Below are 22,289 nucleotides of genomic sequence, written 5' to 3' on the forward strand. Positions count from 1 at the left end.
CGGGCAGCTCCAGGTGTGAGGCAGGTGATCGTGATGTAGTGTACCGAACGGTAAAGTCAGACTTTCGGCGGTCGGAGCGGCGATGACACGGACGGATCGGGCCATTCTCATCACGGGCGCGAATTCCGGGATCGGCAAGGAGATCGCACGGCAACTGGCACTGCGCGGCGCATTTTCGACAATCTTCCTCGCGTGTCGCAACCTCACGCGAGCCGCGTCGGCACGATCCGACCTCGAGCGCGCCACGAACACCGCGCTGTTCGAAATCCTGCACATGGACGTCGCCGATCCCGGATCTGTGCAATCGGCCCTCGACACGATCACCAAACCGCTGCACACCGTCGTCTTGAACGCTGGCGGCCTCGGCGGGCCAAAACCATTGGCGCTCAACGACCATGGTGTCACCGAGGTCTTCGCCGCAAACGTGCTGGGGCACGTGATGCTGCTGGAGGCGCTGATCCAGCGTGAAATGTTAACCGCCGCCGCCGTGCTGACCGGCAGCGAGGCTGCCCGTGGTGTTGTTCAATTGCGCATCCCACCCCCAACCTTCGCCCACCATTCCGCCGACGAGTTCGCCGGCGTCATCGACGGATCCTTCTACACCGGCAGGCGCGCCACCGCGATGCTGGCTTACGCCCACGCGAAATATCTTGGTGCACTGTGGATATCGGCCCTGGCACGCCGCCATCCCGACCTTCGTCTGCTCACCGTGAGCCCGGGCAACACCGCAGGCACCAACGCGTTCGAGCACACCAACCCGATAGTGAGGACCGTCATGAGCCGCGTCGTGATGCCCTACATCGCACCGCTGTTCGGCCTTGCGCACAAGCTCGACGTCGGCGCGCGACGTCTGGTTGACGCAATCGTCGATGACTCGTACCGCAGCGGAGTGTTCTACGCCAGTGGCGCCGGGAAGCTCACCGGGCCCGTCGTCGACCAGGCGACGATCCTGGCAGACTTCGCCGACACCACGATCCAAGATCGCGCCGACGAAGCCATCCACCGATTTGTCGCCGCCGCTCGCTGACTACCGATCATCGGTGACAAGCGCCGACGGGTCGGCTGCCACGATCGCCTCCACCTCGATGCGCAGCGCGTCGAGGTGGTCGCGGGCGGCCCCGTCATAGTCGCGTGCGTGGTCATCAAGAACACACACCGTCCCCACCACGTGCCCGCCGGCGTCTCGGACCGGCATCCCGAGGTAATTACTCAAGCCGAACTCGGTCTCATCCTCGTTGCCCGCGAAGGTGTCATCGAGGCGGGAGTCACGCACGAAGATCGCCTCCCCGCCGTCGACCACCCGTTCGCAATACAGCGGCACCCGATCCGGTGCGGCGCCGGCCTTGGAGCCTGCGGCGCCCACCCGATAGAAGGCGGTGCCCGGGCCCGCCGTCGCCGCGACGACCATGGAATCGGGGTCCGAGCGCATGACCAGAACGGACTTGACACCGAGTTCGTCGGCCAGTTCTTCCAGGCGGGGCGCCACCGGGGCAAGAGAAGGTGTGGTCGCCGCTGACGTGGCCGCGCGGCCAAGAACACGGTCGACCGCCGCCAAGATGTCTTCAGGCTCGGTGCGCGTGGCGTAATTAGGATGCACGTCGATCCACCGCAACACCGACTCGGCATCGACGATCGCCACCGTGGGCATCGGCAGCGCAACGGTGCCGTCGGCGTTCACCGCCGCAAGATCAAGCCCCAGCTGCTTCTGCGCGGCCTGCGCTTCGTCGCTGGGCGCGATAACGATGCCCAACGCGGCGGCGATGCGGTTGCCCGGATCGGAGAGCACCGCGAAGCTCAGCTCATTGGCCTGCTGCATCGACACCGAACCATCCGGGCTCTGCGGGCTGATGGCCACCAGACGAACGCCGCGGGCCTCCAGCGCCGGCACCAAATCCTGTTCGTAAACGCGCAGCGCGATGTTGCAATACGGGCACCACGCCCCCCGATAGAAGACCACGACCGTGGGTGCTCCGGCCAGCACGTCGGCCGACGAGACTGACGTCCCGTCCGCCCCAATGAGCTCAGCGATCGGGAATCGCGTCCCAGGCACGGCCACCGACGCCGGCACCCCGGCCGCCTGGAGCTCGCGCTGGTCGGCGGCGAAGACCTCGAGCACCTCAGGCGGAGCCACGCCGGCCAACTGCTCCGCCAATTCTGCGACCTTCTCGCTGAAAGTGGTGAACTTAGAGCTTGTCATAGCACGCCTTCCCCGTCGGTGGTGTCATCGAGCCTGTCGACAGCGATCTCGCCTAGTGTACCAAACAGTACAGACGATGAACTCGCTTGAGCACCAAGCCCTGTCGGGTCCGAACGCACAACTGGCGGGGACTCGAGTTTCGTTGTCCCCCGCGCAGCCATGGGCCATCATCGGCGGCATGCGACGTTCGGGGGCATCGAGTTCGGCGTGGATTTGCACACGATGGCCCTAGCTACGGCCCCGCCGTCGCAGCTCGGCGACCAGAGCGTCGAAGTTCGCCGGGCGCACCTGCACCGCGTCGTCGCGCGCGGCGGCAGTGATCTTGACGGTGCGGCGAATCTGGTCGATGAAGACTCGGCAGGCTTCGCAGCCGCGTCGGTGTTGTTCGAACCGGCGCAGGTCTGTGTTACTCAGTGCGTCATCGAGATACGTCGTGACCAGCTCGATCACGTCGCTGCACGCCAGTTGCAGTTCGTTGGTGATGAATTCGTCAGTCATCGAGATACTCCTCCAGCGCAGCCCGCAGGGCGGCGCGCCCACGATGCAGCAGCACGCGTTGATTGACCGCCGAGATCCCCAACGCGTCGCAGATTTCCTCGCTCGTCCAGCCCTCGACGTCGCGCATCGAGACCACCTCGCGTTGCGCGTCTGGCAGTTTGGCCAAGGCGTGCGAGATCAAGGTGCGCACTTCGCGAGAAAGCAGTCGTTGCTCTGGCAACAGGTCCCACCTTGCGGGCACGTCAGACCAGTGGTGGGCACCCAGTTCGGCGTGAACCATCCGGTTGGGATCTACCGACGGGTACGGATCCGCCTCCGGACCTGCGACGGCAAATGGCACGGTGCGCCCCTGTGTTCGGGCCAGCGTCCGTATTCGGTTGAGCATGATGCGGAACACCCACGTCTTGACCGTCGAACGACCTTCGAAGCTCCCGATCGTGCGAACCACCGACGTCCACGTGTCTTGCACGGCATCTTCTGCAATGGACGCCGACAGGTAGATCCGCGCCATGCGGACCAGGGGTGCATGCATCGTGTCGACCAGTAGGCGGAATGCTTCGGTGTCCCCGGCCCGCAACGCGTCGACGAACTCGTCCTCGCTAGCCCACCGGTCGTCGACGACCGTGCGGATGTGTTCGCCCATTACCCAGCACCGCTCCCCAGCCGAAATTGCGGCCCGTGTAACAGATCAGCTGCACGGGCGTCTAACCAGTGGCCTCATCGATCTGGCATGCGGTGTAAGGCCATCAACCCGAACAATACTGGAGGAGAACCAATGAGCACGCTGTCCCTTGTCACCGACGCCGACGCGACCAACGACCAGGCCGAGGCGTTGGCCTCCGTGCAGCAGGCATTGGGCACGATTCCCAACCTCACCCGCGCGATGGTGCACAGTCCGGCGCTGCTGCGCGGATATCTCGGTTTGGCCGGCGCTCTCGACCGCGGAACGCTGCCGGGCTCCACCCGCGAACGCCTCGCCATCGCCATCGCACAGGCCAATGGGTGCTCGTATTGCCTGTCCGCACACAGCTACCTGGGTGAAAAGGCGGCGGGACTCAGCGCCGATCAAATCGGGTCGGCGCGCAAAGCAGATGCGGACGACCCCAAAACCGCCGCGATCCTTGCATTCGCGGTGGCCGTCAACGAACACCGCGGCCACATCGATGACGCCGATCTGGAAAACGCGCGCCGCGCAGGTCTGACCGACGCCGAGATCGCCGAAGTCATTGGCCACGTGGGCCTTAACGTGCTGACGAACTACTTCAACAACGTCGCGCACACCGAAATCGACTTCCCAATCGTGCAGCCGTGAACCGCACGGCCTGGCGGGTCACGCGACCGCGGCCCGCCAGGCCAGCCGTCACACGACACGTGCGGTGCCGGGGTCATCCTCGAAGACCGCGGCAGGGCGGCCTCTCCGATGTGAAACGGAGAGGCGCCAGAATCCGAGCCCGATACTTGACGGCGACGGCTATCACGCCCACGTCGTCACACGTCCATCGTGTCGCGGCGAGTGGGCCTGAATACCCGCTCCATGACGGAAGCGACTGCAGCTGAGGCGATTTCCGGTCAACCTGGCGGGCGCCGCTGTGGTCAGCGAGGCCAACACCTTGTCCTGACAGTCGATCACCAGCCGCCGGGGATCACCTTCGGCTGTAGGCTGTTCACCTTCGGTTCGAAGGGCAGCTGCGGGAACAGCGTCTCAGCGACCCGGTAGCACTCCTCGAGGTGCGGATACCCGGAGAGGATGAACGTGTCGATGCCGATGTCGTGGTACTCCATGATCCGGTCACGGACCTCCTCGACACTGCCCACCAGCGCGGTGCCGGCCCCGCCGGTGACCAGACCGACGCCTGCCCAGAGGTTGGGGCTCACCTCGAGGTGCTCCCTCGAGCCACGGTGCAGGGCCACCATGCGGCGTTGGCCTTCCGACTCAGAGCGGGCCAGCGCCGCCTGGGAGGCGGCGACGTCCTCGTCGCGCACGTAGCGGATCAAGTCATCGGCGGCCGCCCACGCTTCTCTGCTCGTTTCCCGCACAATGGTGTGTAGCCGGATGCCGAAGGTGACTCGTCGCCCGGCAGCGTGTGCCTTGGCCCGCATCTCGTCGAGTTTCGGCTGCACCTGCTCCGGTGGTTCGCCCCACGTCAGCACGGTGTCGATCCATTTCGCGGCGAACGCTTGCCCAGCGCCAGAGGAGGCGCCGCACATCAGCGGAGGGTGCGGCTCCTGCAGGGGAAGGTAGTGAAGCTGCCCCCCTTCGATGCGGACATATCGGCCGTTCATGTCCACGGTCTTGCCCTGCAGCAGGTCGGTCCACGCCTGGATGTACTCGTCGGCCTGCTCATAGCGTTGGCCATGCGACAGGAAGACACCGTCGCCGGCCAGTTCGACCGGATCGCCTCCACAGACCACGTTGACGGTGAGCCGACCCCTGCTGTAGCGGTCGAAGGCCGAGGCCATTCGAGCCGTCATCGACGGGGTCGACTGCCCGGGCCTGACAGCGACGATGAATCGCAGGCTCGTGGTCTCGGGTGCCAGAAACGACGCGGTGATCCATGCGTCTTCACACACCGAGCCCGTCGGGACCAGCACTCCGACATAGCCCAGATCGTCTGCGGCCTGCGCGATTTGGGTGATGTAACGCAGGTTAGCCGCCCGCGCCCGGTGCATCGTCGACAGGTGTGGGCCGTCGGTGTGGGTGGGGATGTACCAGTAGATGTCCATTCCTGCCTCCTTGATGCAAAACAGTGAGGATCTGGGCGCGGAGGGCCTGAAGTGCTGGGTCCGCCACGTCCCGCGGGCGGGGCTGGGGGTGCGCCATGTCGGCGATGATCCGTCCGGGTGGACCAGCCATCACAATCACCCGGTCTGCCAGTAGCACGGCCTCGTCGACGTCGTGGGTCACCAGGATCGCGGTGAGCGCCTCGTCGAGGATGATCCGCTCGAGTTCGGTTTGCATTTGACTGCGCAGCAGGCTGTCCAGCGCGCCCAGCGGCTCGTCGAGCAGCAGGATCTCGGGAGTGGTGACCAAGGCGCGGGCCAAGGAGGCTCGCTGCGCCATGCCGCCGGAAAGCTGATTCGGCCACGCCTTGCCGAAACCGGCCAGCCCGACCAGGTCGAGCGCATGGACGACTTGCTTTTCGATTTGGGCGGCCGGTCTCCGGAACGGCAGCGCGTAGGCGACGTTGTCAGACAACGACATCCACGGCATCAGTCGGTGCTCCTGGAAGACCAGGCCCCGGTCCCGGCCGGGTCCCCGAACGAGTCGACCGAAGGCCCGGATTTCGCCAACGAACGTGGTGTCAAGGCCCGCGATCGCGCGCAGCAGCGACGTCTTGCCAGCTCCGCTGCCACCCACGATGCCGACAACCTCTTGACGGCGGACGTCGAAGTTGACCTCGCTCAGCACATCCAGGGGACGCTTGCCGACCGTGACCCGTTTCTCGCGAATTCGTACTTGCAGGGCCGGCACCTCCGCGCCATTCACGTCAGCCACGGTAGGAGCGGTCCCAGCGGGTGAGGTAGCGGCCGAAGCGGGCGAGAAGCCCATCGGTGGCCTTTCCGAGAATGCCGATTGCGAGCATTCCGGCGATCATGGCAGCGGGCCGTGCGAAGTTGCGCGAATCCCAGATGAGCCATCCCAACCCGTTAGCCGACGCGATGACCTCCGCCGCGACCAACAGTGTCCACGACAGCGCCATCGCAACGCGCGCCGATGCGACAATCGACGGAGCCGCCGACGGCAGCAACACCGTCCGCAGCACTGTCCAGCGCGACTTCTCGTAGAGCTGCGCGACCTCCACGAGATCTTGCGAGGCAGAACGAATCCCCGCAGCGGTCGCCAGGATCAGCGTGGTGGCGGACCCGATCGCCACCAAGGTCACCTTTGAGAGCTCTCCGATGCCAAACACGATGACCAGCACCGGAATCCACGCCACCGCCGGGACCGGAATCAACGTCAAGGCGGTGGGCTCCAGGATTTTGGCTGCCAACGGGCTGGTGCCGATCACCGCCCCTGCCAGAATGCCGACCGTGCTGCCGATGGCAAAGCCAATCGCTATGCGGCGCACACTGACCCACGCGTGCTCGATCAGCGTTCCATCCATCGCCAGCCTGACGAACGCTTCGAGTGAGTCGAGCGGTCCAGCAACGAGCGTGTGCGGCAGGACGCCGCTGACCACCGCGACGTGCCATGCCACGACCAGTCCGATCGGTACGGCCAGCGCAAGTACGCAGCTTGTCAGACGATCGAAGAACCGCCGGCGTCGACGGGGCGCATTTGTCGCCACGGGCGCAGTCACCATCATCGTCATCGCGGAGGTCCGACCAGGTCCTTGACATCGACCTTCTGCTGAATGAAGCCAGCATCGGCCAGGAAATCGGCCTTCGCCTGGATGTCGGCAATGACCTCCTGAGTCAGCGTGGCGGTGAAGTCGTGGCGCGGCCAGGCCAATTCGACCACCTCCGGATCGACCCGAACTTCAGTGGCCACAATCGATTTCGCTTCTGCCGGTGATGCGCGGATGAACTCCTTTGCTTTGCCGATGGCAGCGACCAAAGCGGAGTAAACGGCCAGTGCATCTTCGGCCAGCCCGGGCCGTGCAACCGCGATGGACTGGATCGCAGCATCGCCTGCCGGTAGCAGCCTGGCGGTCTTCTGGACAAGCTGCTGCTGCACGAACGGCGGCCACACCGCCCACGCATCCAGGTGACCTGATTCGAACGCCGCCTTCGCGTCCGGCGGGGCCATATCGATCACTTGAATTAACTTGGGATCGACGCCGGCATCCTTGGCGATCTTGATCAAGGCGTAATGCGACGACGTACCCGCTAACACACCGACGCGCGCTCCGCCCAAATCGGCAGCGCTCGCGATCTTGCTGTCGATCGGTACGAGGATGTCCTGGACCAGGCTCGCGCCCAGAGCCACAATCCTGCAATGAACTCCCGCCGCCGCGGCGATTAGAGCCGGCGGCTCGGCCATGAAGACCATGTCGACCCGGTTTGTCGCCAACGCTTCTGTGACGGCTGGCGCCGAGTCGAATTCCACGTAGTCGACTTTCGTGCCGGCGCCGACGGCGGATTCGAACAACCGTTGCTTGCGCGCGATATAGAACGGTGCGTAATCGACTGCGCTGGCGAAAGTCCCAATCCGGACTGTATCCGGGGCACCACCGCCCCCGCCACAGCCACCTACGAAGAGCACGAGTGCCACAACAAATCCAATGCGGCCGACCAACCGGGCTAGCCGGCCGCCGCGAACTCGGAGCGTCGACATTCTGCAGACTCCCTTGCTACCAATCTGTCGCACGATAGATATTCCTGGTTATGGATCCATTACGTAGCTGTAGCGCACTCGTATCGCTGAACCGGATCAACAAGCCCGGCTCCAAGGACTTCAACCCTCCGAGGCAGACGGGTCTGCGCAATCGGGTCTGCGCAATGAACTGCGCCTGCTGGCACCGCATTCCCGTCCCGCACAGCGCTCGATGACCTGATAGACGATCCGGCCACGCGGACGTCGCAGTGCGGTGGGTATCGATGTTCTCCTGCATCGTCAGAGTCCATGCGCCCACCCGACAACAAACCGTGGCGCCCGCACAATAAGTTTGCAGTTCCTGTTGCGAGCGGCCACCGTTATGATCACCGCGAGTCGAAACCCGGCCTCGTCCACCGCCCTGCACTGCCCTAGAAATCTGCGGGGTTCGCCACCACAAGCAACACAGACGCCCCTCCCGCAAGCTTGAACAATGTCTTACCGCGGGCCTACGGAGAAGCGGAAGTAGTCGGGCTGGTATCGACGTTCACCGAGTCGCCCCCAGACACGCCACCACGGCCAGCCCGGCCTGGCTTGCCGGGCGAACGACAGCAACAAAAGCGCCAACACCGAGGACAGCATCGGAATCCCGACCGCCGCCTCCTTCAGCTGAGCGCGAACGTCCGCCGTCCGCTGACCATCATCACAGTGGCTTCGAGTGGGATGCGGTGTGAACAGAACGCCTGTGCCAGTTCGATATCCGAATCGGACGTGCACATCGTGACGGTGACGCCGATGACACGGTGGATACTGGACTTCGCGGCAGCCGCGGTATGGTCTAGCGGCACAAGGAGATTGGTCTCGGAATCGGGATGCCGCGGCGTTGCCCCGTGCAGGGGGGAATAGGCGACCACGTTAAAGTCCTTCGCGCCGCGCTCCTGCAGCTGGCCGTCGCCGTTTGCGAACCCGGACGCTCTGTCGCCGTCTTCGACTGCCGAAAAGCCATGCTGTCTGCAAGATCGGCCTGTCGGCCGCGACCAAACATGCTTACGCCCGCTTGGACACCAGCCCCCTGTGCGACCTCATCCGCTGTTCGTTCAAAAATGTGCACGCCGCCAACTCGCCAGCGCCGACGGCACAATCAGCGCATCGCGCCCGACCGCTAAGGATTTTAGGAGCGCCAGTACTTTCGGCCCCAGCAGTCACCACCACGGCGGCGACACAGCCGTTGGGCGTGAGGACTTCAGACGGAATCGGCGCCGAAACGATGAAATTACACCCTTGGGTTCCGCGGTTTTGCGGCCTTGCCGCTGCAGGACCCGGCCGGGGCGGCGGTCGAGCTGGAACGCTGCGTGCGACAGCTCGGGTTGTCCGGGGCGCTGGTCAATGACTGCATCCACAGACCGGGCGGACACTGCCTGGATGCACCCGAGTACGACGAGGTTTGGGCCGCCTTGGAAGCGCTGGGCGTAGCGCTGTATCTGCACCCGGGCGCCCCGCCGGCCGATCGGTGGCATGCCCTGGACGGTCGGCGCGAACTGTATGGCCCGACGGGGAGTTGGGGCGCCGCGGTCAGCGGCCACGCCCTGCGGATACTCTTCGCCGGAGTTTTCCGACCGCCATCCCTTCGGCCACCCTGATCTTGGGCCACATGGGCGCGTTCTTGCCGTTGCAGCGCAGCAGGCTCGACTCGCGTGTCCGCACCATCCAACCCGGCACACCGCTCAAGCAACCACCATCGGCCTACATCGGCACCAACATCGTGTTCACCACCAGCGGGGTGTTCTCGCCGGCGACCCTGACCGGGGCGGTGCTGGAGGTGGGCGCCGATGCTGTCATGTTTTCCGTGGACTACCCGTATGAGTCCTCGCAAGAGGCCGTCGCCCGGCTGCAGCGAACAACGCTCAGTGCCGGTGACCGGGCAAAGATCGCCCACGCCAACGCCGAACGCATCCTCGCGATCTCAGCCCGTTGAGCCGCACCTATCCATCCAAGACGGTCGCGGCACAACAGCGTCGGGTTGGCCGTGGCGTCGCTGCCGATCCGAACCAGCCTCTCGGGTGGGGCCGCCCTGCCGGCGAGCTGACGTCGACTGAGTCGCAGGCTGCTGGCTGATCAGCGCCGTCGCGCCTATGGGTTGCGCCGGTAAGCACTGACGTGCCCGAGCGCCATGTTCAGGGCGAGTTCGACGGGGCGGGCGCTGCGCATGGTCTGCGCCATCAGCAGACCGCCTTGCAGCGCGCTCATCATTGTCAACGCGAGCTCGGCCGGGTCGGCCTCGGCGGCCAGTTCGCCGTTGTCGCGCATGGCCACAAAGCCCGCGGACAGATACGATTCCCATTCGGCAAAGCACTGCGCGAGCACGTGTCGCGCAGTCTCGGATCGCTCAGCGAGTTCACCGACCAGCGAGCCAAGGGGGCAGCCGCCGACACCCTGCCTCGCGCGGGTCATGGCAACGAGGTGATCACACCAGCGCTGCAGACCCTCCCACGACGAGACCTCGCGAAGGTCGGGCTCCTGGGCGGCGATCACGCCGCCGAGCTGGATGGTGATCACCTCGCGAATGAGCGCGTCCTTGTTGGCGAAGTAGTGATACAGCTGCGACTTGCTGGTGGCGGTGACGGCCATGACATCGTCCAGGCTGGTTCCGGCCACCCCGTGCTCCTGCACCAGCGACGCCGCCGCCGCGACGATGCGGGCTCTAGTCGCCGCGCCGCGAGCCGTCAGCCGCGAACCAGCAGGGCCCTCCGTTGACACCATGACCGCAGCCTACCGACACTGGACTTGCCAGTCCACTCCTATGTCATCATGATGGACCGAGTAGTCCACCCAACCCCTCGGAAGGATGCCGATGTCCCGACTCGATTATGGTCAGCTGTTTCCCCGGATCGAGGTTCCCGCCGTCGGCGGCGCCACGATCTCCCTGCCCGGCGATCTCGCCGGGTCCTACGGCGTCATCTTGATCTACCGCGGGTCGTGGTGCCCATACTGCAATGCCCAGCTGGCCGGGTTCTCCCGCGCGCTCGACACGCTCAGTGAACTCAACGTCAAGGTGATCGCCTTGTCGGTGGATGATGAGCAGACCTCGGCTGCGCTGGTCGCCAAGCACAAGCTGCGTTTCCCGGTTGGCCATAGCGCCGACGCCGACGCGATCGCTGCGGCGACGGGTGCCTACGTCAACGACCATCCCCGTTATCTGCAATCGACGGGCTTCGTGCTGGCACCTGATGGGACGGTGCGGCTCGCGGTGTACTCGAGCGGGGCCATCGGGCGGCTGGTTGCCGACGACGTCATCGGTTTCGTCCGGTACCTGTCCGAGCACCCCGACGCGCGATGAGCAACGCCGCACACCGCTGCAGGCCGCTGCCGTGCCGCCAGACCAGCCCGACGGAACACATGCAGCCGAGCCGCCTGGTGCCCGCCGCCTCTTCCCCGGCCAAGCGGCGCGGGCGGTGAGGATGTCGAGCCCGATCCCGGCCAGCATCCGGGTGCTTATTGACGGACCGAATTACGCGCACCTGTCCACAGTTTCGGCCGGCGGTCATCCCCGCAATTGGGTGGTGTGGGTCGCGCGCGAGGACGACAACGTCCTGATCTGCACCCATGCCAAGGCCCCGAAGGCCAAGGACATGCGCCGCGACCCTCGCGTCGGCCTGTCGATCACCGCGTTCGACAACCCCTACCGGATGGCCGCCCTGCAGGGCAGGGTCATCGCAGTCCGCGACGACGCCGCCTGCCACTACATGGACCCGATCTCAATCAAATACACCGGCGCCGCCTTCCCGAGCCGCGGCCCCGGACGCGTGTGCTTTGTCATCGCGATCGACAACGCCAACCAGCACACGCTGGACTTCACCCACAACCCAACGGAAGCCGGATGAGCACCGCAACCAAAGCAACACATCGGGGCAAGACACATCGAAGTGCGGTGTGGCCCTAGCGGAAAGGGGCCGGGTCCGAACGTGGTCGACGACGACGACGCGGGCGTGGACCCTCCGGCCCCCCAACGAACTCCCCGCCCGGCACACTACGAGCCGACGAGGCGAGTGAACGCCCGCCGGCACCGAATTGATCGTCGACGGTGGGCATCTGCTCGCCCGACCTGACCATCGGCCCATCAGTAGAAGGAGATCATCATGGCCCGCACGGCCCCAGCACGATCCAAGCGCGTCACTGTCGGCGAGCAGTTCCCCACCCTGCTGCTTAGGGGACTCAACGACGAACCCGTACAGATTCCCGACCCCACGGGCGCGCTAACGCACCTGCAGTTCCGGCGTTTCGCAGGCTGCCCGGTATGCAATCTGCACCTGCGCTCGATCAGCGGACGAATCGAGGAGATCAACACCGCAGGCATCCGCGAAGTGGTGGTGTTCCACTCCACCGCCGCCGAGCTGCGCAAATACCAAGACGATATGCCCTTTGCGGTGGTCGGCGACCCCGACAAGGATCTCTACCGCCGATTCGGGGTGGAAGCCTCGACAAAAGCCCTCAGACTCGCGGCCTGGCGCGCGCTGCCCGGCGGATACTGGCACGCCATCAAGACCGCGATCGCCAAACGCCGCTCACCACTGCCCGCCTCACCGACCAACGGCAACCTCGGACTGCCCGCCGATCTGCTCATCGGGCCCGATGGACGAATCCTCGCCGCCAAGTACGGCAGCCACGCCTACGACCAATGGACGGTGGACGAAATACTCGCCACCGCACGCCAACAGTGATCGCCATCAACAACGCCCACCGGGCGCGCAGGACTTCACCCACAACCCCAAGGAAACGCGATGAGCACCCAAGCCGACACTTCGCCACGCTTCAGCGTCACACGCACCACCCCTGCACTGTGGCGGGTCACGTTCGACAACCCGCCCATCAACCTCGTCGACCCGCTGATGGTCGTCGAACTTCACCAACTCCTCACCGAAATCGAACAAGACCACCACGTTGCCGTCATCGTGTTCGAAAGCGCCAACCCCGACTTCTTCCTTAACCACGTTGACGTCGCAGCCGACCCCTCACCACTCACGGCGCTGCCCACCGCGCCCTCGCCGTTTCATCACTGGACCAATCTGCTGATCCGGATCAGCAAATTGCCAGCCGTGACGATCAGCGCCATCCGCGGCCGAGCGCGTGCCGCCGGCAGCGAGCTAGCGCTGGCCACCGACATCCGCTTCGCCAGCCGCGAACGGGCGATCCTCGGACAATTCGAAGTCGGCTTCGCCGCCATCCCAGGCGGTGGTCCATCCAGCCGGCTACCCACGATAGTCGGCCGCGGACGGGCCCTGGAGATCCTCCTCGGCGGCCACGATTTCACCGGTGAGCTGGCCGAGCGCTACGGATACGTCAACAGGGCCATCCCCGATGCCGAATTCGACGCATTCGTCGACGCATTCGCACATCGGGTGTCACGCTTCGACCTGCTCGCCCTCGCCGACATCAAACGGTTCGTGAACAACGCGTCACTACCTGCCGACGCGACCCTGCTCTCCGAAATGGACACACTCATCGGGGCCTTTGCGCGCCCCGCCGCCGCATCGATCATCGCCCAAGCACTCAAAGACGGCTTCCAACAGCCCGGCCCACTCGAGCTCACACTCGGCGACTACATCAACGACGTCCGCGCCGCGCCGGGCACACTGCCAACCCGGTGACCTGTAAGCTCCCAGCGGAGATCGAGCATCGCGGCGGGCAGCTTGGGGCTGAGGGTGAAGTCGAAGTCTTCGAAGGTGTTGTGCTGTTCGAAGCGAGCGCGACCGACTCGCCGTGCCAGGGCCGCGGTCATAGGACTCGGGTGCAAAGGTTTAATCAATAGTGGAGTACGAAAAGGAGCCGTGACGAGGAGCTATGTGACGGCGAGGCCGCCGTCCACGGCGAGAACTTGACCGGTGACCCAGTCCGAACCGGGATCGGTCAGCTTGATGATCCAGGCTGCGACGTCGTCGGGGACGCCGCGCCGCCCCAGCGGAATGGTTGCCGTCTCCAGGGCTTTGACTTCCTTTATCGCGTCCTCGCTGAGTCCCATCCTTTCCTTTAGAAATGCCGTTTCGACAGGCCCCGATGCGATCGCATTCACCCGGATGCCTGTGGAGGCCAGTTCAAGCGCCCAGCAGCGCGTGAGATGCTCGACCGCGGCTTTACTTGCCGCATAGTGAGACAAGCCAGCAGCAGGTTTCGACCCGTATGTACTGGACACATTGATGATGCTGCCGTGTGATCGGGCCAGATGCGGAAGGGCCGCCTTAGCCATGAGAGTAGGGCCGATCACGTTGATTCGGAATGTGTTGAATATTGCTTCGATCGAAACGTCGGCGAGCGCGGCGAGGACGCCCGCTCCGGCGTTGTTCACGATGACGTCTAGGCGCCCCCACCGCGCCATCGCGAAATCGATGGTCCGATAAACGTCGTCAGCATCGCCAGCATCGGCGACGAGCCCCACGATGGCTCGGTCATCGCGTGCGATGTCGTCGAGTCTGTCCTGTCGGCGGCCGGTGATAAGAACGTTGGCCCCCTGGGCGGCGTATAGTTTAGCAGCGGCGAGACCGATGCCCGCGGCGCCACCCGTGATGATCACAGTCTTCTCGGAGAATTTCGGCATAATACTTTCCCATACTTTCGAAAGTGCAAGTCCAACAACAGACCAAGCGCTGACCCCATGGTCGCGACCCGCGCGGTCGACGAGGTGATGAATGATTCAGTGACCGCAACGTTCTCGCCAGGGGTCGGCACATGCCTAACCGACCATCGGTTCCTCCATTCCGCACCGTCGACGGATCACGCATTAAGTCGAGCGTCCATGGCTCGAGATATCTGATCGACATCGAGTTCCCCGGGTTGGGAAGGATCCTGGTGGTTCATGCTCCTCCATGACGATGTTGCGGAGCTCGCTTTCCTTCTTCTTGGTGTGCTCACGCAACGGGAACGCGGTGTTGTCATACAGGCTCATCGAACCGAACAGCGCGCCGTCCTGGAACATGACGCCGAACAGTGTGCGGATGTCGTAGAGCTCCTTGGCCGAGCACTCGATGATGTTGGTGCCGTCGACGATGATCTTGCCGCGCTCGGGGCGCAGCAGACCGATCAAAGACTTCAAGTACACCGATTTACCGGTACCCGAGCCCAGCAGGACGCTGACCTCACCGGCGGGGATCTCCATCGTGACGTCTTCCCAAATTCGCTGGGCCCCAAACGACTTCGTCAACCCCTCAACCGAAACATCAATACCCACCGGACATCCCTTCGTGCATGGCGCCTATCCTCAACCGCCTTACCACCAGTTGCCTTGTGTGCTCACCCGTGAGCCACATCGGCGATGCCGATGGTGTCGCCGATCCGGGGACGACCACCGGCATATGTGGCTCTTCCTGAGTCAGATCCACGTCGTCCTCCAGTTCCGGAACGATTGGTATGAACTGGCACAAGAACGTCGCCGCCAACGAACACGGATTATCGGTGTCGGCGCGTGCCGTAGACGGCGCCGCGCATGTGAGAATCGTGGCGAGCGCACCTGCGGTAGTGGCGGCCGGAGTTCGTCCGCGCCGGAGTACTTGGGCCGCCCGGTTGCGATCGATGGTCATCGGATGGTAGCGGTCATGTCGGGGGCCATGGCTGCCAGCTGGGGAGCCCAGCTGTTCCAGTCGTGTTGCCCACCCTGGGCAATGTCAAAGTGCCCGTTGCGTCCGCCTGCGCTGCGGTAGTGGTTATAAAAGGATCGATTCGAGCCCTGCGCCTGATCGCAATGGCCGATCATCGCCGCCGGATCACTGCATGTCAGAGTGGATGGGCTGTAGACCCACAACCGGGTGTCATTGTCGACAAGCAGCGGTACGTGCACGTCAGGGTCATGCCACTTCCAACGACCTAACTGCGCGGCCCCCCACATGGCCTGGTGTTGGACGTCTCGTCAGGTGATGACGGTGGAGGGGTTTCTCGTCACTTGTGCTGAGGATGTGGTGGGAGAGGGGGCGACCCTCAAACCCGCGTTGGACAAACTCAACGGCGTACTGGCGACGCTGGACAACCGAAAAGCTGAGATCCAGCAGTCGATCAAGGGACTGAACTCCTATGCGATGAGTTTCGGCGAGGTGTTGTCCGGGGGGCCCTTCTTCAAGGCCTACATCGCCAATCTCATTCCAGGCCAATTCATTCAGCCATTTGTCGACTCCGCATTCTCCGACCTCGGGTTGGACCCCAACGTCCTGCTGCCGTCGCAACGCACCGACCCGCAGACGGGTCAGCCGGGAACCCCGGCTCTTCCGGCGCCCTACCCGCGCACCGGGCAGGCTGGCGAACCGCGGATGACGCTGCCCGACGCGATCACCGGAAACCCCGGCGACCAGGCATGTGGTCCGCCCGCAATTGCGCTACCTGGTCCCGGCTGCTATCCCTACCGGGAGCCGTCACCCGCGCCTGCGCCTGGCGGTCCACCTCCCGGTCCACCGGCGAAGCAGGTACCCGATCCCAACGCATCAACGCCGCCGACGCCAAGCCCGGTGTTCGTACCCGCACCCGGCGAACCGACGGCCTCCAGTGAGGCGGGCAATGATCAATAACCGCAGAGTCAAGGCAGCGCTGACGGCGGCGCTGGTCGTCCTCGTCGTGGTCGGGGGATACGTTGTCGTGCAATTCATTCGAGCTTCGAATCGCACGCATGTCGTTGCCTATTTCGACAACAGCAACGGCATCTTCCCCGGTGACGATGTCCGCATCCGTGGTGTCAACGTCGGCAAGATCGACAAGATCGAGCCAGAACCCACCCGGGTGAAAATCAGCTTCTGGCTGGACAGCGAGTACGCGGTTCCCGCCGACGCCAAGGCCGTGATCGTATCGCCGACGTTGGTGACCGCACGTGCCGTCCAACTCACCCCGCCCTACACCGGCGGCGCCACCCTGCAGAACGACGCGGTCATCCCCCAGGAGCGCACCGCGGTTCCGGTGGAATGGGACGACGTCCGCGTTCAGCTTGAACGCCTCACCCAGGCGTTGCAGCCCACCGAGCCTGGCGGCAGCAGCACCTTGGGAGCGTTGGTTCACACCGCCGCGGACAATCTCCGCGGTCAGGGCCCAGCGATCCGGGACGCGGTCATCAAACTGTCCCAGGCACTTTCGGCGCTCGGCGATCACAGCGGCGACATCTTCACCAGCGTCAAGAACATCGCAACGCTGGTGACCGCGCTGAAGGACAGCGCCGGACTGCTCGAGACCCTCAACGGAAACCTCGCTTCGGTCACCGGACTGCTCGCGGACGAGCCCGGCGAGGTCGCCGGCGCCGTCAAAGACCTCAATGATGTGGTCGGCAAGGTCAGCAGTTTCGTTGCAGACAACCGCGAAGCGCTGGGCACCACCTCCGACAAACTCGCATCGGTTTCGACTGCTCTGAACGAGAGCCTGGACGACATCAAACAGCTCCTGCATATCCTGCCGACGACGGCGGCCAACGCCGCCAACCTCTATCAGCCCGCACAAGGCAGCCTCACCGGCATCGCCGCGGTCAACAACTTCGCCGACCCCATCAATTTCCTGTGCGGCGCCATTCAGGCGGCATCACGCCTGGGTGCCGAACAGTCGGCGAAGCTGTGCGTGCAGTACCTGGCGCCGATCGTGAAAAACCGCCAGTACAACTTCCCGCCGCTTGGCTTCAACCCGTTCGTCGGCGCCACGGCACGCCCGAACGAGATCTCCTACAGCGAGGACTGGATGCGCCCGGATTACGTTCCGCCGCAACCGGCTCCAGCTGCGCCGCCCGCCCCACCCGGCCCCCCGTTGGCCGCCGAACAGGCAGCACCCACAGATGCGGCGGCCATAGTCGGCGGGCCGGCGCCGCAGACCACCGACCCGGCAGCCGGGCTGGCGGGAATGATGCTGCCTGCGGGGACGGGGTCATGACGATGCGCAGCTGGCGACGGATACCGGCCGCTGTCCTGACGTGCATCCTGGCGGCCACCGCGGTCGCAGGCTGTGGGTGGCGAGGGCTGAATTCCCTGCCACTCCCCGGAACCGAAGGCGGTGGGCCCGGGGCTTACACCATCCAGGCGCAGATGCCTGATGTGAACAACATCCAGCCCAATTCACGCGTGCGCGTCGGTGACGTCACGGTGGGCACAGTCACCAAAATCGAGCGCCAGGATTGGCACGCGCTGGTGACCATGAAGCTCAACGGCGATGTCACGCTACCCGCCAATTCGACAGTGACACTGGGCCAGACGGCATTGCTGGGATCGCTGCACATCGAGCTGGCGCCGCCGACCGACGAAGCGCCTGAGGGCAGGCTTCATCAGGGCTCGCTGATACCGCTGTCATCGGGAAAGGCCTACCCATCGACCGAGCAGACACTGGCGACCGCCTCGTTGCTGCTCAATGGCGGAGGTATCGCCAAGGTACAGGACATCACCACCGCGCTGAGCACCGCGTTATCCGGGCGGGAGGGAGACCTCCGCAGCCTGATGGATCAGTTGAACACATTCGTCACCCGGGTCAACGATCAAACCGGCGACATCATCGCGGCCAGCGACAGTCTCAACCGCCTGCTGGGCCAATTCGCCGAGCAGAAGCCGGTTCTCGACAAGGGCCTTGACACAATCCCCGACGCCCTGGCGGTGGTCAATCGAGAACGGGAGAATCTCATCGACGCGGTCGACCAGTTGGGCAAATTCAGCGCGCTGGCTGCCGATTCGGTCAACAAGACCAAAGCACCGTTGGTCCAGGAACTCAAAGACCTTGGGCCGGTGCTGGAATCACTGGCCAACGCCGGCCCGGCGCTGACACATGCGTTGGACCTGATACCCACGTTCCCGTTCCCGAAATCCACCTTGACCAAGTGGTTCCGCGGCGACTACGCCAACGTGAGTCTGGTCGTCGACCTGACGCTGAGCCGGATCGACAGCTCCATCTTCACCGGAACCAGATGGGAATGCGATCTGACATGGCTGGAGATGCAGTGGGGCCGAACCATTGGCCAGCTGCCCAGTCCGTGCACCAACAGTGCGCCGCCCAACGGCGCCGGTAACCCCCTACTGGCGCCCTACCGCTACAACCAGGGACCGTAACCGTGTATCTCAGCAAGCTGGTCAGACGCCAACTGTCGGTCTTCTCCGTCGTCGCAGTCGTCGCCGGAGGCACGATGGCCATCGGATACCTCGACCTGCCCAAGGCGCTGTTCGGAATCGGCCACTACCAGGTGACGGTGAACCTGCCATCGTCTGGGGGGCTGTACAAAGACGGCAACGTCACCTACCGCGGGGTTGAAGTCGGCCGCGTTGAGGACGTTCGGCTCAACGGCGGCGGAGTCGACGCGGTGCTGTCATTGAAGTCTGACACCAAGATTCCCGCCAACGTCGACGCCAATGTGCACAGTCAGACAGCTGTCGGCGAGTTGTTCATCGAGCTCGTCCCCCGCTCCGGCGACGGCCCCAAGCTCAAGGACGGTGACGTCATACCTGCCGACCACGCAACGCTGCCCCCCGATATCAACACCCTGCTGGCTCAGACCAACGCCGGACTGCAAGCCATCCCCCACGGCGATCTCAAGACTGTGATCGACGAGTCCTACACGGCGATAGGAGGATTAGGGCCAGAACTGGCGCGCATCGTCAAGGGGGCAACTACCCTTGCCGCCGATGCGCGCGCAAACCTCGACTCGCTGACCACCGTGATCGATCAATCCAAGCCCGTGCTGGACAGTCAGATCAACTCCTCGGACTCGATCCGGGCCTGGGCGGCCAACGTCGCTGAGGTCACCCGCCAACTGCAAGAACAGGATCCCGCGCTGAAAGGCGTGCTGGACAGAGGGCCTGCCGCAACAACCGAAGCACGCCAGCTGATTGACCGGCTCAAACCCACGCTGCCCGTGGTCCTGGCCAACCTCGTCAACCTCGAACAGGTGGCAGTCACCTACCAACCCAGTCTCGAACAGATCCTTGTCCTGTTCCCCAAGGACATCGAAATGCTCCAGGCGGCCCAACTCGCCAACCGCGATACCAAGCAGGACTACAAGGGACTGTTCCTGTCGTTCAACCTCAACGCCAACCTCCCTCCGCCGTGCACCACCGGTTTCCTCCCCGCTCAACAGGTACGCTCGCCCAGCGAAGTGGACTATCCCGAACGGCCGGCGGGCGACATGTACTGCCGGGTGCCGCAAGACTCGGCGTTGGACGTGCGCGGTGCGCGTAACGCCCCATGCATCACACGCCCAGGCAAGCGTGCACCCACCGTCAAGTTGTGCGAGAGCGACGAGGACTATGTGCCTCTCAACGACGGCTACAACTGGAAGGGCGACCCGAATGCCACGCTGTCCGGCCAGTCGGTACCCCAGCAGCCGCCGGGGACGCCGCCACCAGCCGGTCCCCCCGCACCGCCACCCATCGCGGTCGCCCAGTATGACCCCGCAACCGGCACGTACACCGGGCCCGACGGTAAGCAGTACACGCAGACCGATCTCGCTCGGGACGGGCGGCCGCGCGCGTGGCAGGACTTGCTCATCCCACGCGGTGGTGACTGATCGATCCGACGTGGAGCGCAGCGCATGCGAGCTACACCAATGTTCTAGGTAAAAACGTGAGATGTGTTGATGGGCATTAATACCCAATCGGTCGAAGACGCTCTTTGGACGCCGGAGGTGGCTAACCGATTGCAGGTCGAAACCCTGACCGGCACCCCTCGTCTAAACCTACGGCCACATCAATCCCACACGATTCCAGATCGGGTAACCCCTTGAAAAGGACGAGTAAACCATGAGCTATGTCGCCGCGGCCGGCGAATTCAATCGCGACACCAACTACATCAGCAGCCGCATCACCGCTGACGGCCGCGACGGCTATCCCGTCGAACCAGGCCGCTACCGCCTGATCGTCGCGCGGGCCTGTCCGTGGGCCAACCGCACGATCATTGTGCGACGACTGCTCGGCCTGGAAAAGGTTCTGTCTATTGGCTTTTGCGGACCAACGCACGATACACGCAGCTGGACCTTCGACCTCGACCCAGGTGGCCTCGACCCAGTGCTGAAGATCCATTTCTTACGCGACGCATACAACAAGCGCATACCGGACTATCCGAAGGGAGTCACGGTGCCCGCGATCGTGGACGCGCCGACGGGCGCAGTGGTCACCAACGACTTCGCCCAAATGACCGTGGACTTCTCGACGCAGTGGACCCATTTCCATCGCGAGGGCGCCCCCCAGCTCTATCCCGAGCGACGGCGCGACGAGATCGACGACGTCGCTCAGCGCATCTACACCGAGGTCAACGACGGCGTCTACCAATGCGGGTTCGCGAGCTCACAGGATGCATACGACAGAGCCTACGACCGATTATTCAGCGCACTCGATTGGCTTTCTGAGCGCCTACAGACCCAACGCTATCTCGTAGGCGACACCATCACCGAGGCAGACATCCGGCTGTTCACCACACTGGCCCGATTTGACTCCGTATATCACGGCCACTTCAAATGCAATCGGTCGAAACTCACAGAGATGCCGACGCTGTGGGCCTACGCGCGGGATCTGTTCCAGACACCGGGCTTTGGCGACACCATCGACTTCGTGCAGACCAAGCAGCACTACTACATCGTGCACACGGATATCAATCCGACACAAGTCGTGCCGAAGGGTCCTGACCTGTCAAACTGGCTCACGCCGCACGGCCGGGAAGAGTTAGGCGGTAGGCCGTTTGGAGACGGCACACCACCTGAGTCGACTCCCGAGGGGGAACACATGCCCGACGGGCCCGAAGCCCGATAGTGTCAGACGGTCTCGACACACCAGACAGCACGGCGTACCTGCTCCAGCTCACAGACCTCGTCCTCGCACATACAGTCCTCGCGGCCGCGCATTCGAGCTGTCTGAGTCGCGGTCATAGCGCTTCACTGCCACCACACACTCCTCGGGCGTGGTATGCCAGCCACCGTAAAGCGTTAAATCCCAGAGCCCACCCGCGAATGGGATGCTCTTGATCCGAATGGGATGCTCTTGATGTTGTCGGCGTTCCAGTCCTTGGCTACCTCATCGGCCCTGACCAGTCGGGTGACACCGGGCTCCACCGAGAAGTTGACGATGTCGGCGGGCTTGCGGTCGACAACGGCGCGCGGCTGATCACCCGAGGCGCCGTAGTAGAACGTGGTCACGGCCACTCCCCTGCCCTCCGGCGTGGCGGCGAAGGCGTGGATGGTCTTGCTCCAGCCGGGCTTCGGCGCGGCGTGGGCACCACGCGTAGCGTCGTCTCACCGGTCGGCCGCTTGTCGCCACCGGCGACATCACCTGGCGGCCCCCCGCCGTATCCCGCGAGCAGGGTTGCGGTAACGGCCAATGCGGCTGCGCTGCCCCATGACTTGCTGATGTGCCTCATGAACCGCTC

General features: G+C 64.3%; 22 protein-coding genes and 6 pseudogenes. 13 read left to right on the forward strand and 15 right to left on the reverse strand.

The window, feature by feature from the left end; translation table 11 throughout:
* The first annotated feature begins 82 nt into the window (after positions 1–82).
* Entirely contained in the window at positions 83–1,027 is a 945-nt protein-coding gene (locus AWB94_RS15815; RefSeq protein WP_023363435.1) for an SDR family NAD(P)-dependent oxidoreductase, read from the forward strand.
* Here AWB94_RS15815 and AWB94_RS35810 read toward each other — a convergent pair whose 3' ends face one another.
* The 3 genes from AWB94_RS35810 to AWB94_RS15830 all read right to left on the reverse strand — a co-directional run bounded on the left by AWB94_RS35810 (position 1,028) and on the right by AWB94_RS15830 (position 3,338).
* Entirely contained in the window at positions 1,028–2,197 is a 1,170-nt protein-coding gene (locus AWB94_RS35810; RefSeq protein WP_023363437.1) for a redoxin family protein, read from the reverse strand.
* Between the two features lie 228 nt (positions 2,198–2,425).
* Positions 2,426–2,695 (reverse strand): anti-sigma factor family protein, encoded by a 270-nt coding sequence (locus AWB94_RS15825; protein WP_023363439.1) that lies wholly within the window; start codon positions 2,693–2,695, stop codon positions 2,426–2,428.
* Complete coding sequence (locus tag AWB94_RS15830) at positions 2,688–3,338, reverse strand: RNA polymerase sigma factor (RefSeq protein WP_023363441.1); 651 nt, start codon at positions 3,336–3,338, stop codon at positions 2,688–2,690. Before AWB94_RS15830 ends, AWB94_RS15825 begins: the two co-directional genes overlap by 8 nt.
* Positions 3,339–3,470: 132 nt before the next feature.
* Here AWB94_RS15830 and AWB94_RS15835 point away from each other — a divergent pair, with 132 nt between their 5' ends.
* On the forward strand, positions 3,471–4,007 hold the full coding sequence (locus tag AWB94_RS15835; protein WP_023363443.1) for a carboxymuconolactone decarboxylase family protein: 537 nt from the start codon (positions 3,471–3,473) through the stop codon (positions 4,005–4,007).
* A 314-nt stretch (positions 4,008–4,321) separates the two neighbouring features.
* Here the strand turns inward: AWB94_RS15835 and ssuD are convergent, their stop codons facing one another.
* The 5 genes from ssuD to AWB94_RS15860 all read right to left on the reverse strand — a co-directional run bounded on the left by ssuD (position 4,322) and on the right by AWB94_RS15860 (position 8,866).
* Entirely contained in the window at positions 4,322–5,419 is a 1,098-nt protein-coding gene (gene ssuD / locus AWB94_RS15840) for an FMNH2-dependent alkanesulfonate monooxygenase (RefSeq protein WP_023363445.1), read from the reverse strand.
* Entirely contained in the window at positions 5,343–6,182 is an 840-nt protein-coding gene (locus AWB94_RS15845; protein WP_063840604.1) for an ABC transporter ATP-binding protein, read from the reverse strand. Before AWB94_RS15845 ends, ssuD begins: the two co-directional genes overlap by 77 nt.
* Before the next feature lies 1 nt (position 6,183).
* Positions 6,184–7,008 (reverse strand): ABC transporter permease, encoded by an 825-nt coding sequence (locus AWB94_RS15850; protein WP_023363448.1) that lies wholly within the window; start codon positions 7,006–7,008, stop codon positions 6,184–6,186.
* On the reverse strand, positions 7,005–7,910 hold the full coding sequence (locus tag AWB94_RS15855; RefSeq protein ID WP_075362184.1) for an ABC transporter substrate-binding protein: 906 nt from the start codon (positions 7,908–7,910) through the stop codon (positions 7,005–7,007). The genes AWB94_RS15850 and AWB94_RS15855 overlap by 4 nt, the downstream gene beginning before the upstream one ends.
* A gap of 707 nt (positions 7,911–8,617) precedes the next feature.
* Positions 8,618–8,866, reverse strand: a complete 249-nt coding sequence (locus AWB94_RS15860) for a hypothetical protein (protein WP_023363451.1) — start codon at positions 8,864–8,866, stop codon at positions 8,618–8,620.
* Positions 8,867–9,244: 378 nt separating this feature from the next.
* Here AWB94_RS15860 and AWB94_RS36120 point away from each other — a divergent pair.
* Both AWB94_RS36120 and AWB94_RS36125 read left to right on the forward strand, forming a co-directional pair.
* A pseudogene (locus AWB94_RS36120) lies at positions 9,245–9,592 on the forward strand (amidohydrolase family protein); the annotation flags it as partial.
* An 11-nt stretch (positions 9,593–9,603) separates the two neighbouring features.
* Positions 9,604–9,927: an amidohydrolase family protein gene (locus tag AWB94_RS36125; protein WP_023363454.1), complete on the forward strand. Its 324-nt coding sequence runs from the start codon at positions 9,604–9,606 to the stop codon at positions 9,925–9,927.
* A gap of 155 nt (positions 9,928–10,082) precedes the next feature.
* Here the strand turns inward: AWB94_RS36125 and AWB94_RS15875 are convergent, their stop codons facing one another.
* Positions 10,083–10,712 (reverse strand): TetR/AcrR family transcriptional regulator, encoded by a 630-nt coding sequence (locus tag AWB94_RS15875; protein ID WP_062657366.1) that lies wholly within the window; start codon positions 10,710–10,712, stop codon positions 10,083–10,085.
* Between the two features lie 91 nt (positions 10,713–10,803).
* Here AWB94_RS15875 and AWB94_RS15880 point away from each other — a divergent pair, with 91 nt between their 5' ends.
* The 4 genes from AWB94_RS15880 to AWB94_RS15895 all read left to right on the forward strand — a co-directional run bounded on the left by AWB94_RS15880 (position 10,804) and on the right by AWB94_RS15895 (position 13,597).
* Complete coding sequence (locus tag AWB94_RS15880; protein WP_033718792.1) at positions 10,804–11,289, forward strand: peroxiredoxin family protein; 486 nt, start codon at positions 10,804–10,806, stop codon at positions 11,287–11,289.
* A gap of 121 nt (positions 11,290–11,410) precedes the next feature.
* Positions 11,411–11,833 (forward strand): pyridoxamine 5'-phosphate oxidase family protein, encoded by a 423-nt coding sequence (locus tag AWB94_RS35145; RefSeq protein ID WP_023363460.1) that lies wholly within the window; start codon positions 11,411–11,413, stop codon positions 11,831–11,833.
* Positions 11,834–12,088: 255 nt separating this feature from the next.
* Positions 12,089–12,670, forward strand: coding sequence for a peroxiredoxin-like family protein (locus AWB94_RS15890; RefSeq protein WP_023363462.1), 582 nt, complete (start codon positions 12,089–12,091; stop codon positions 12,668–12,670).
* A gap of 60 nt (positions 12,671–12,730) precedes the next feature.
* Positions 12,731–13,597, forward strand: a complete 867-nt coding sequence (locus tag AWB94_RS15895; protein ID WP_023363464.1) for an enoyl-CoA hydratase/isomerase family protein — start codon at positions 12,731–12,733, stop codon at positions 13,595–13,597.
* On the opposite strand, the pseudogene AWB94_RS36430 reads toward AWB94_RS15895, so the two are convergent.
* The 4 genes and pseudogenes from AWB94_RS36430 to AWB94_RS15915 form a co-directional block, all read right to left on the reverse strand.
* Positions 13,588–13,725 (reverse strand): annotated as a pseudogene (locus AWB94_RS36430) (ATP-binding protein); the annotation flags it as partial. The gene AWB94_RS15895 and the pseudogene AWB94_RS36430 overlap by 10 nt on opposite strands.
* A gap of 63 nt (positions 13,726–13,788) precedes the next feature.
* Positions 13,789–14,541 (reverse strand): SDR family NAD(P)-dependent oxidoreductase, encoded by a 753-nt coding sequence (locus AWB94_RS15905; RefSeq protein ID WP_023363468.1) that lies wholly within the window; start codon positions 14,539–14,541, stop codon positions 13,789–13,791.
* A 246-nt stretch (positions 14,542–14,787) separates the two neighbouring features.
* Positions 14,788–15,171: pseudogene (locus tag AWB94_RS15910) on the reverse strand (ATP-binding cassette domain-containing protein); the annotation flags it as partial.
* Positions 15,172–15,516: 345 nt separating this feature from the next.
* Positions 15,517–15,840 (reverse strand): annotated as a pseudogene (locus AWB94_RS15915) (alpha/beta hydrolase-fold protein); the annotation flags it as partial.
* 70 nt (positions 15,841–15,910) lie between these two features.
* Between AWB94_RS15915 and AWB94_RS15920 the strand changes: the two are divergent.
* The 5 genes and pseudogenes from AWB94_RS15920 to AWB94_RS15940 all read left to right on the forward strand — a co-directional run.
* A pseudogene (locus tag AWB94_RS15920) lies at positions 15,911–16,495 on the forward strand (mammalian cell entry protein); the annotation flags it as partial.
* A complete protein-coding gene (locus tag AWB94_RS15925) occupies positions 16,485–17,828 on the forward strand; it encodes an MCE family protein (protein ID WP_023363473.1) in 1,344 nt (447 codons plus the stop codon). The pseudogene AWB94_RS15920 and the gene AWB94_RS15925, both read left to right, overlap by 11 nt.
* A gap of 2 nt (positions 17,829–17,830) precedes the next feature.
* On the forward strand, positions 17,831–18,988 hold the full coding sequence (locus AWB94_RS15930) for a virulence factor Mce family protein (protein ID WP_079457956.1): 1,158 nt from the start codon (positions 17,831–17,833) through the stop codon (positions 18,986–18,988).
* A gap of 2 nt (positions 18,989–18,990) precedes the next feature.
* Positions 18,991–20,439 (forward strand): MCE family protein, encoded by a 1,449-nt coding sequence (locus tag AWB94_RS15935; RefSeq protein ID WP_023363477.1) that lies wholly within the window; start codon positions 18,991–18,993, stop codon positions 20,437–20,439.
* A 232-nt stretch (positions 20,440–20,671) separates the two neighbouring features.
* Positions 20,672–21,676 (forward strand): glutathione S-transferase family protein, encoded by a 1,005-nt coding sequence (locus tag AWB94_RS15940; protein ID WP_023363479.1) that lies wholly within the window; start codon positions 20,672–20,674, stop codon positions 21,674–21,676.
* Between the two features lie 48 nt (positions 21,677–21,724).
* On the opposite strand, the gene AWB94_RS36290 is transcribed toward AWB94_RS15940, so the two are convergent.
* Both AWB94_RS36290 and AWB94_RS15945 read right to left on the reverse strand, forming a co-directional pair.
* Positions 21,725–21,925, reverse strand: coding sequence for a deazapurine DNA modification protein DpdA family protein (locus tag AWB94_RS36290; protein WP_418303276.1), 201 nt, complete (start codon positions 21,923–21,925; stop codon positions 21,725–21,727).
* Positions 21,877–22,280, reverse strand: a pseudogene (locus tag AWB94_RS15945) (sulfate ABC transporter substrate-binding protein); the annotation flags it as partial. The gene AWB94_RS36290 and the pseudogene AWB94_RS15945, both read right to left, overlap by 49 nt.
* Positions 22,281–22,289 lie beyond the last annotated feature (9 nt).

This window comes from Mycolicibacterium canariasense (genome assembly GCF_002101555.1).
GTDB lineage: Bacteria > Actinomycetota > Actinomycetes > Mycobacteriales > Mycobacteriaceae > Mycobacterium > Mycobacterium canariasense.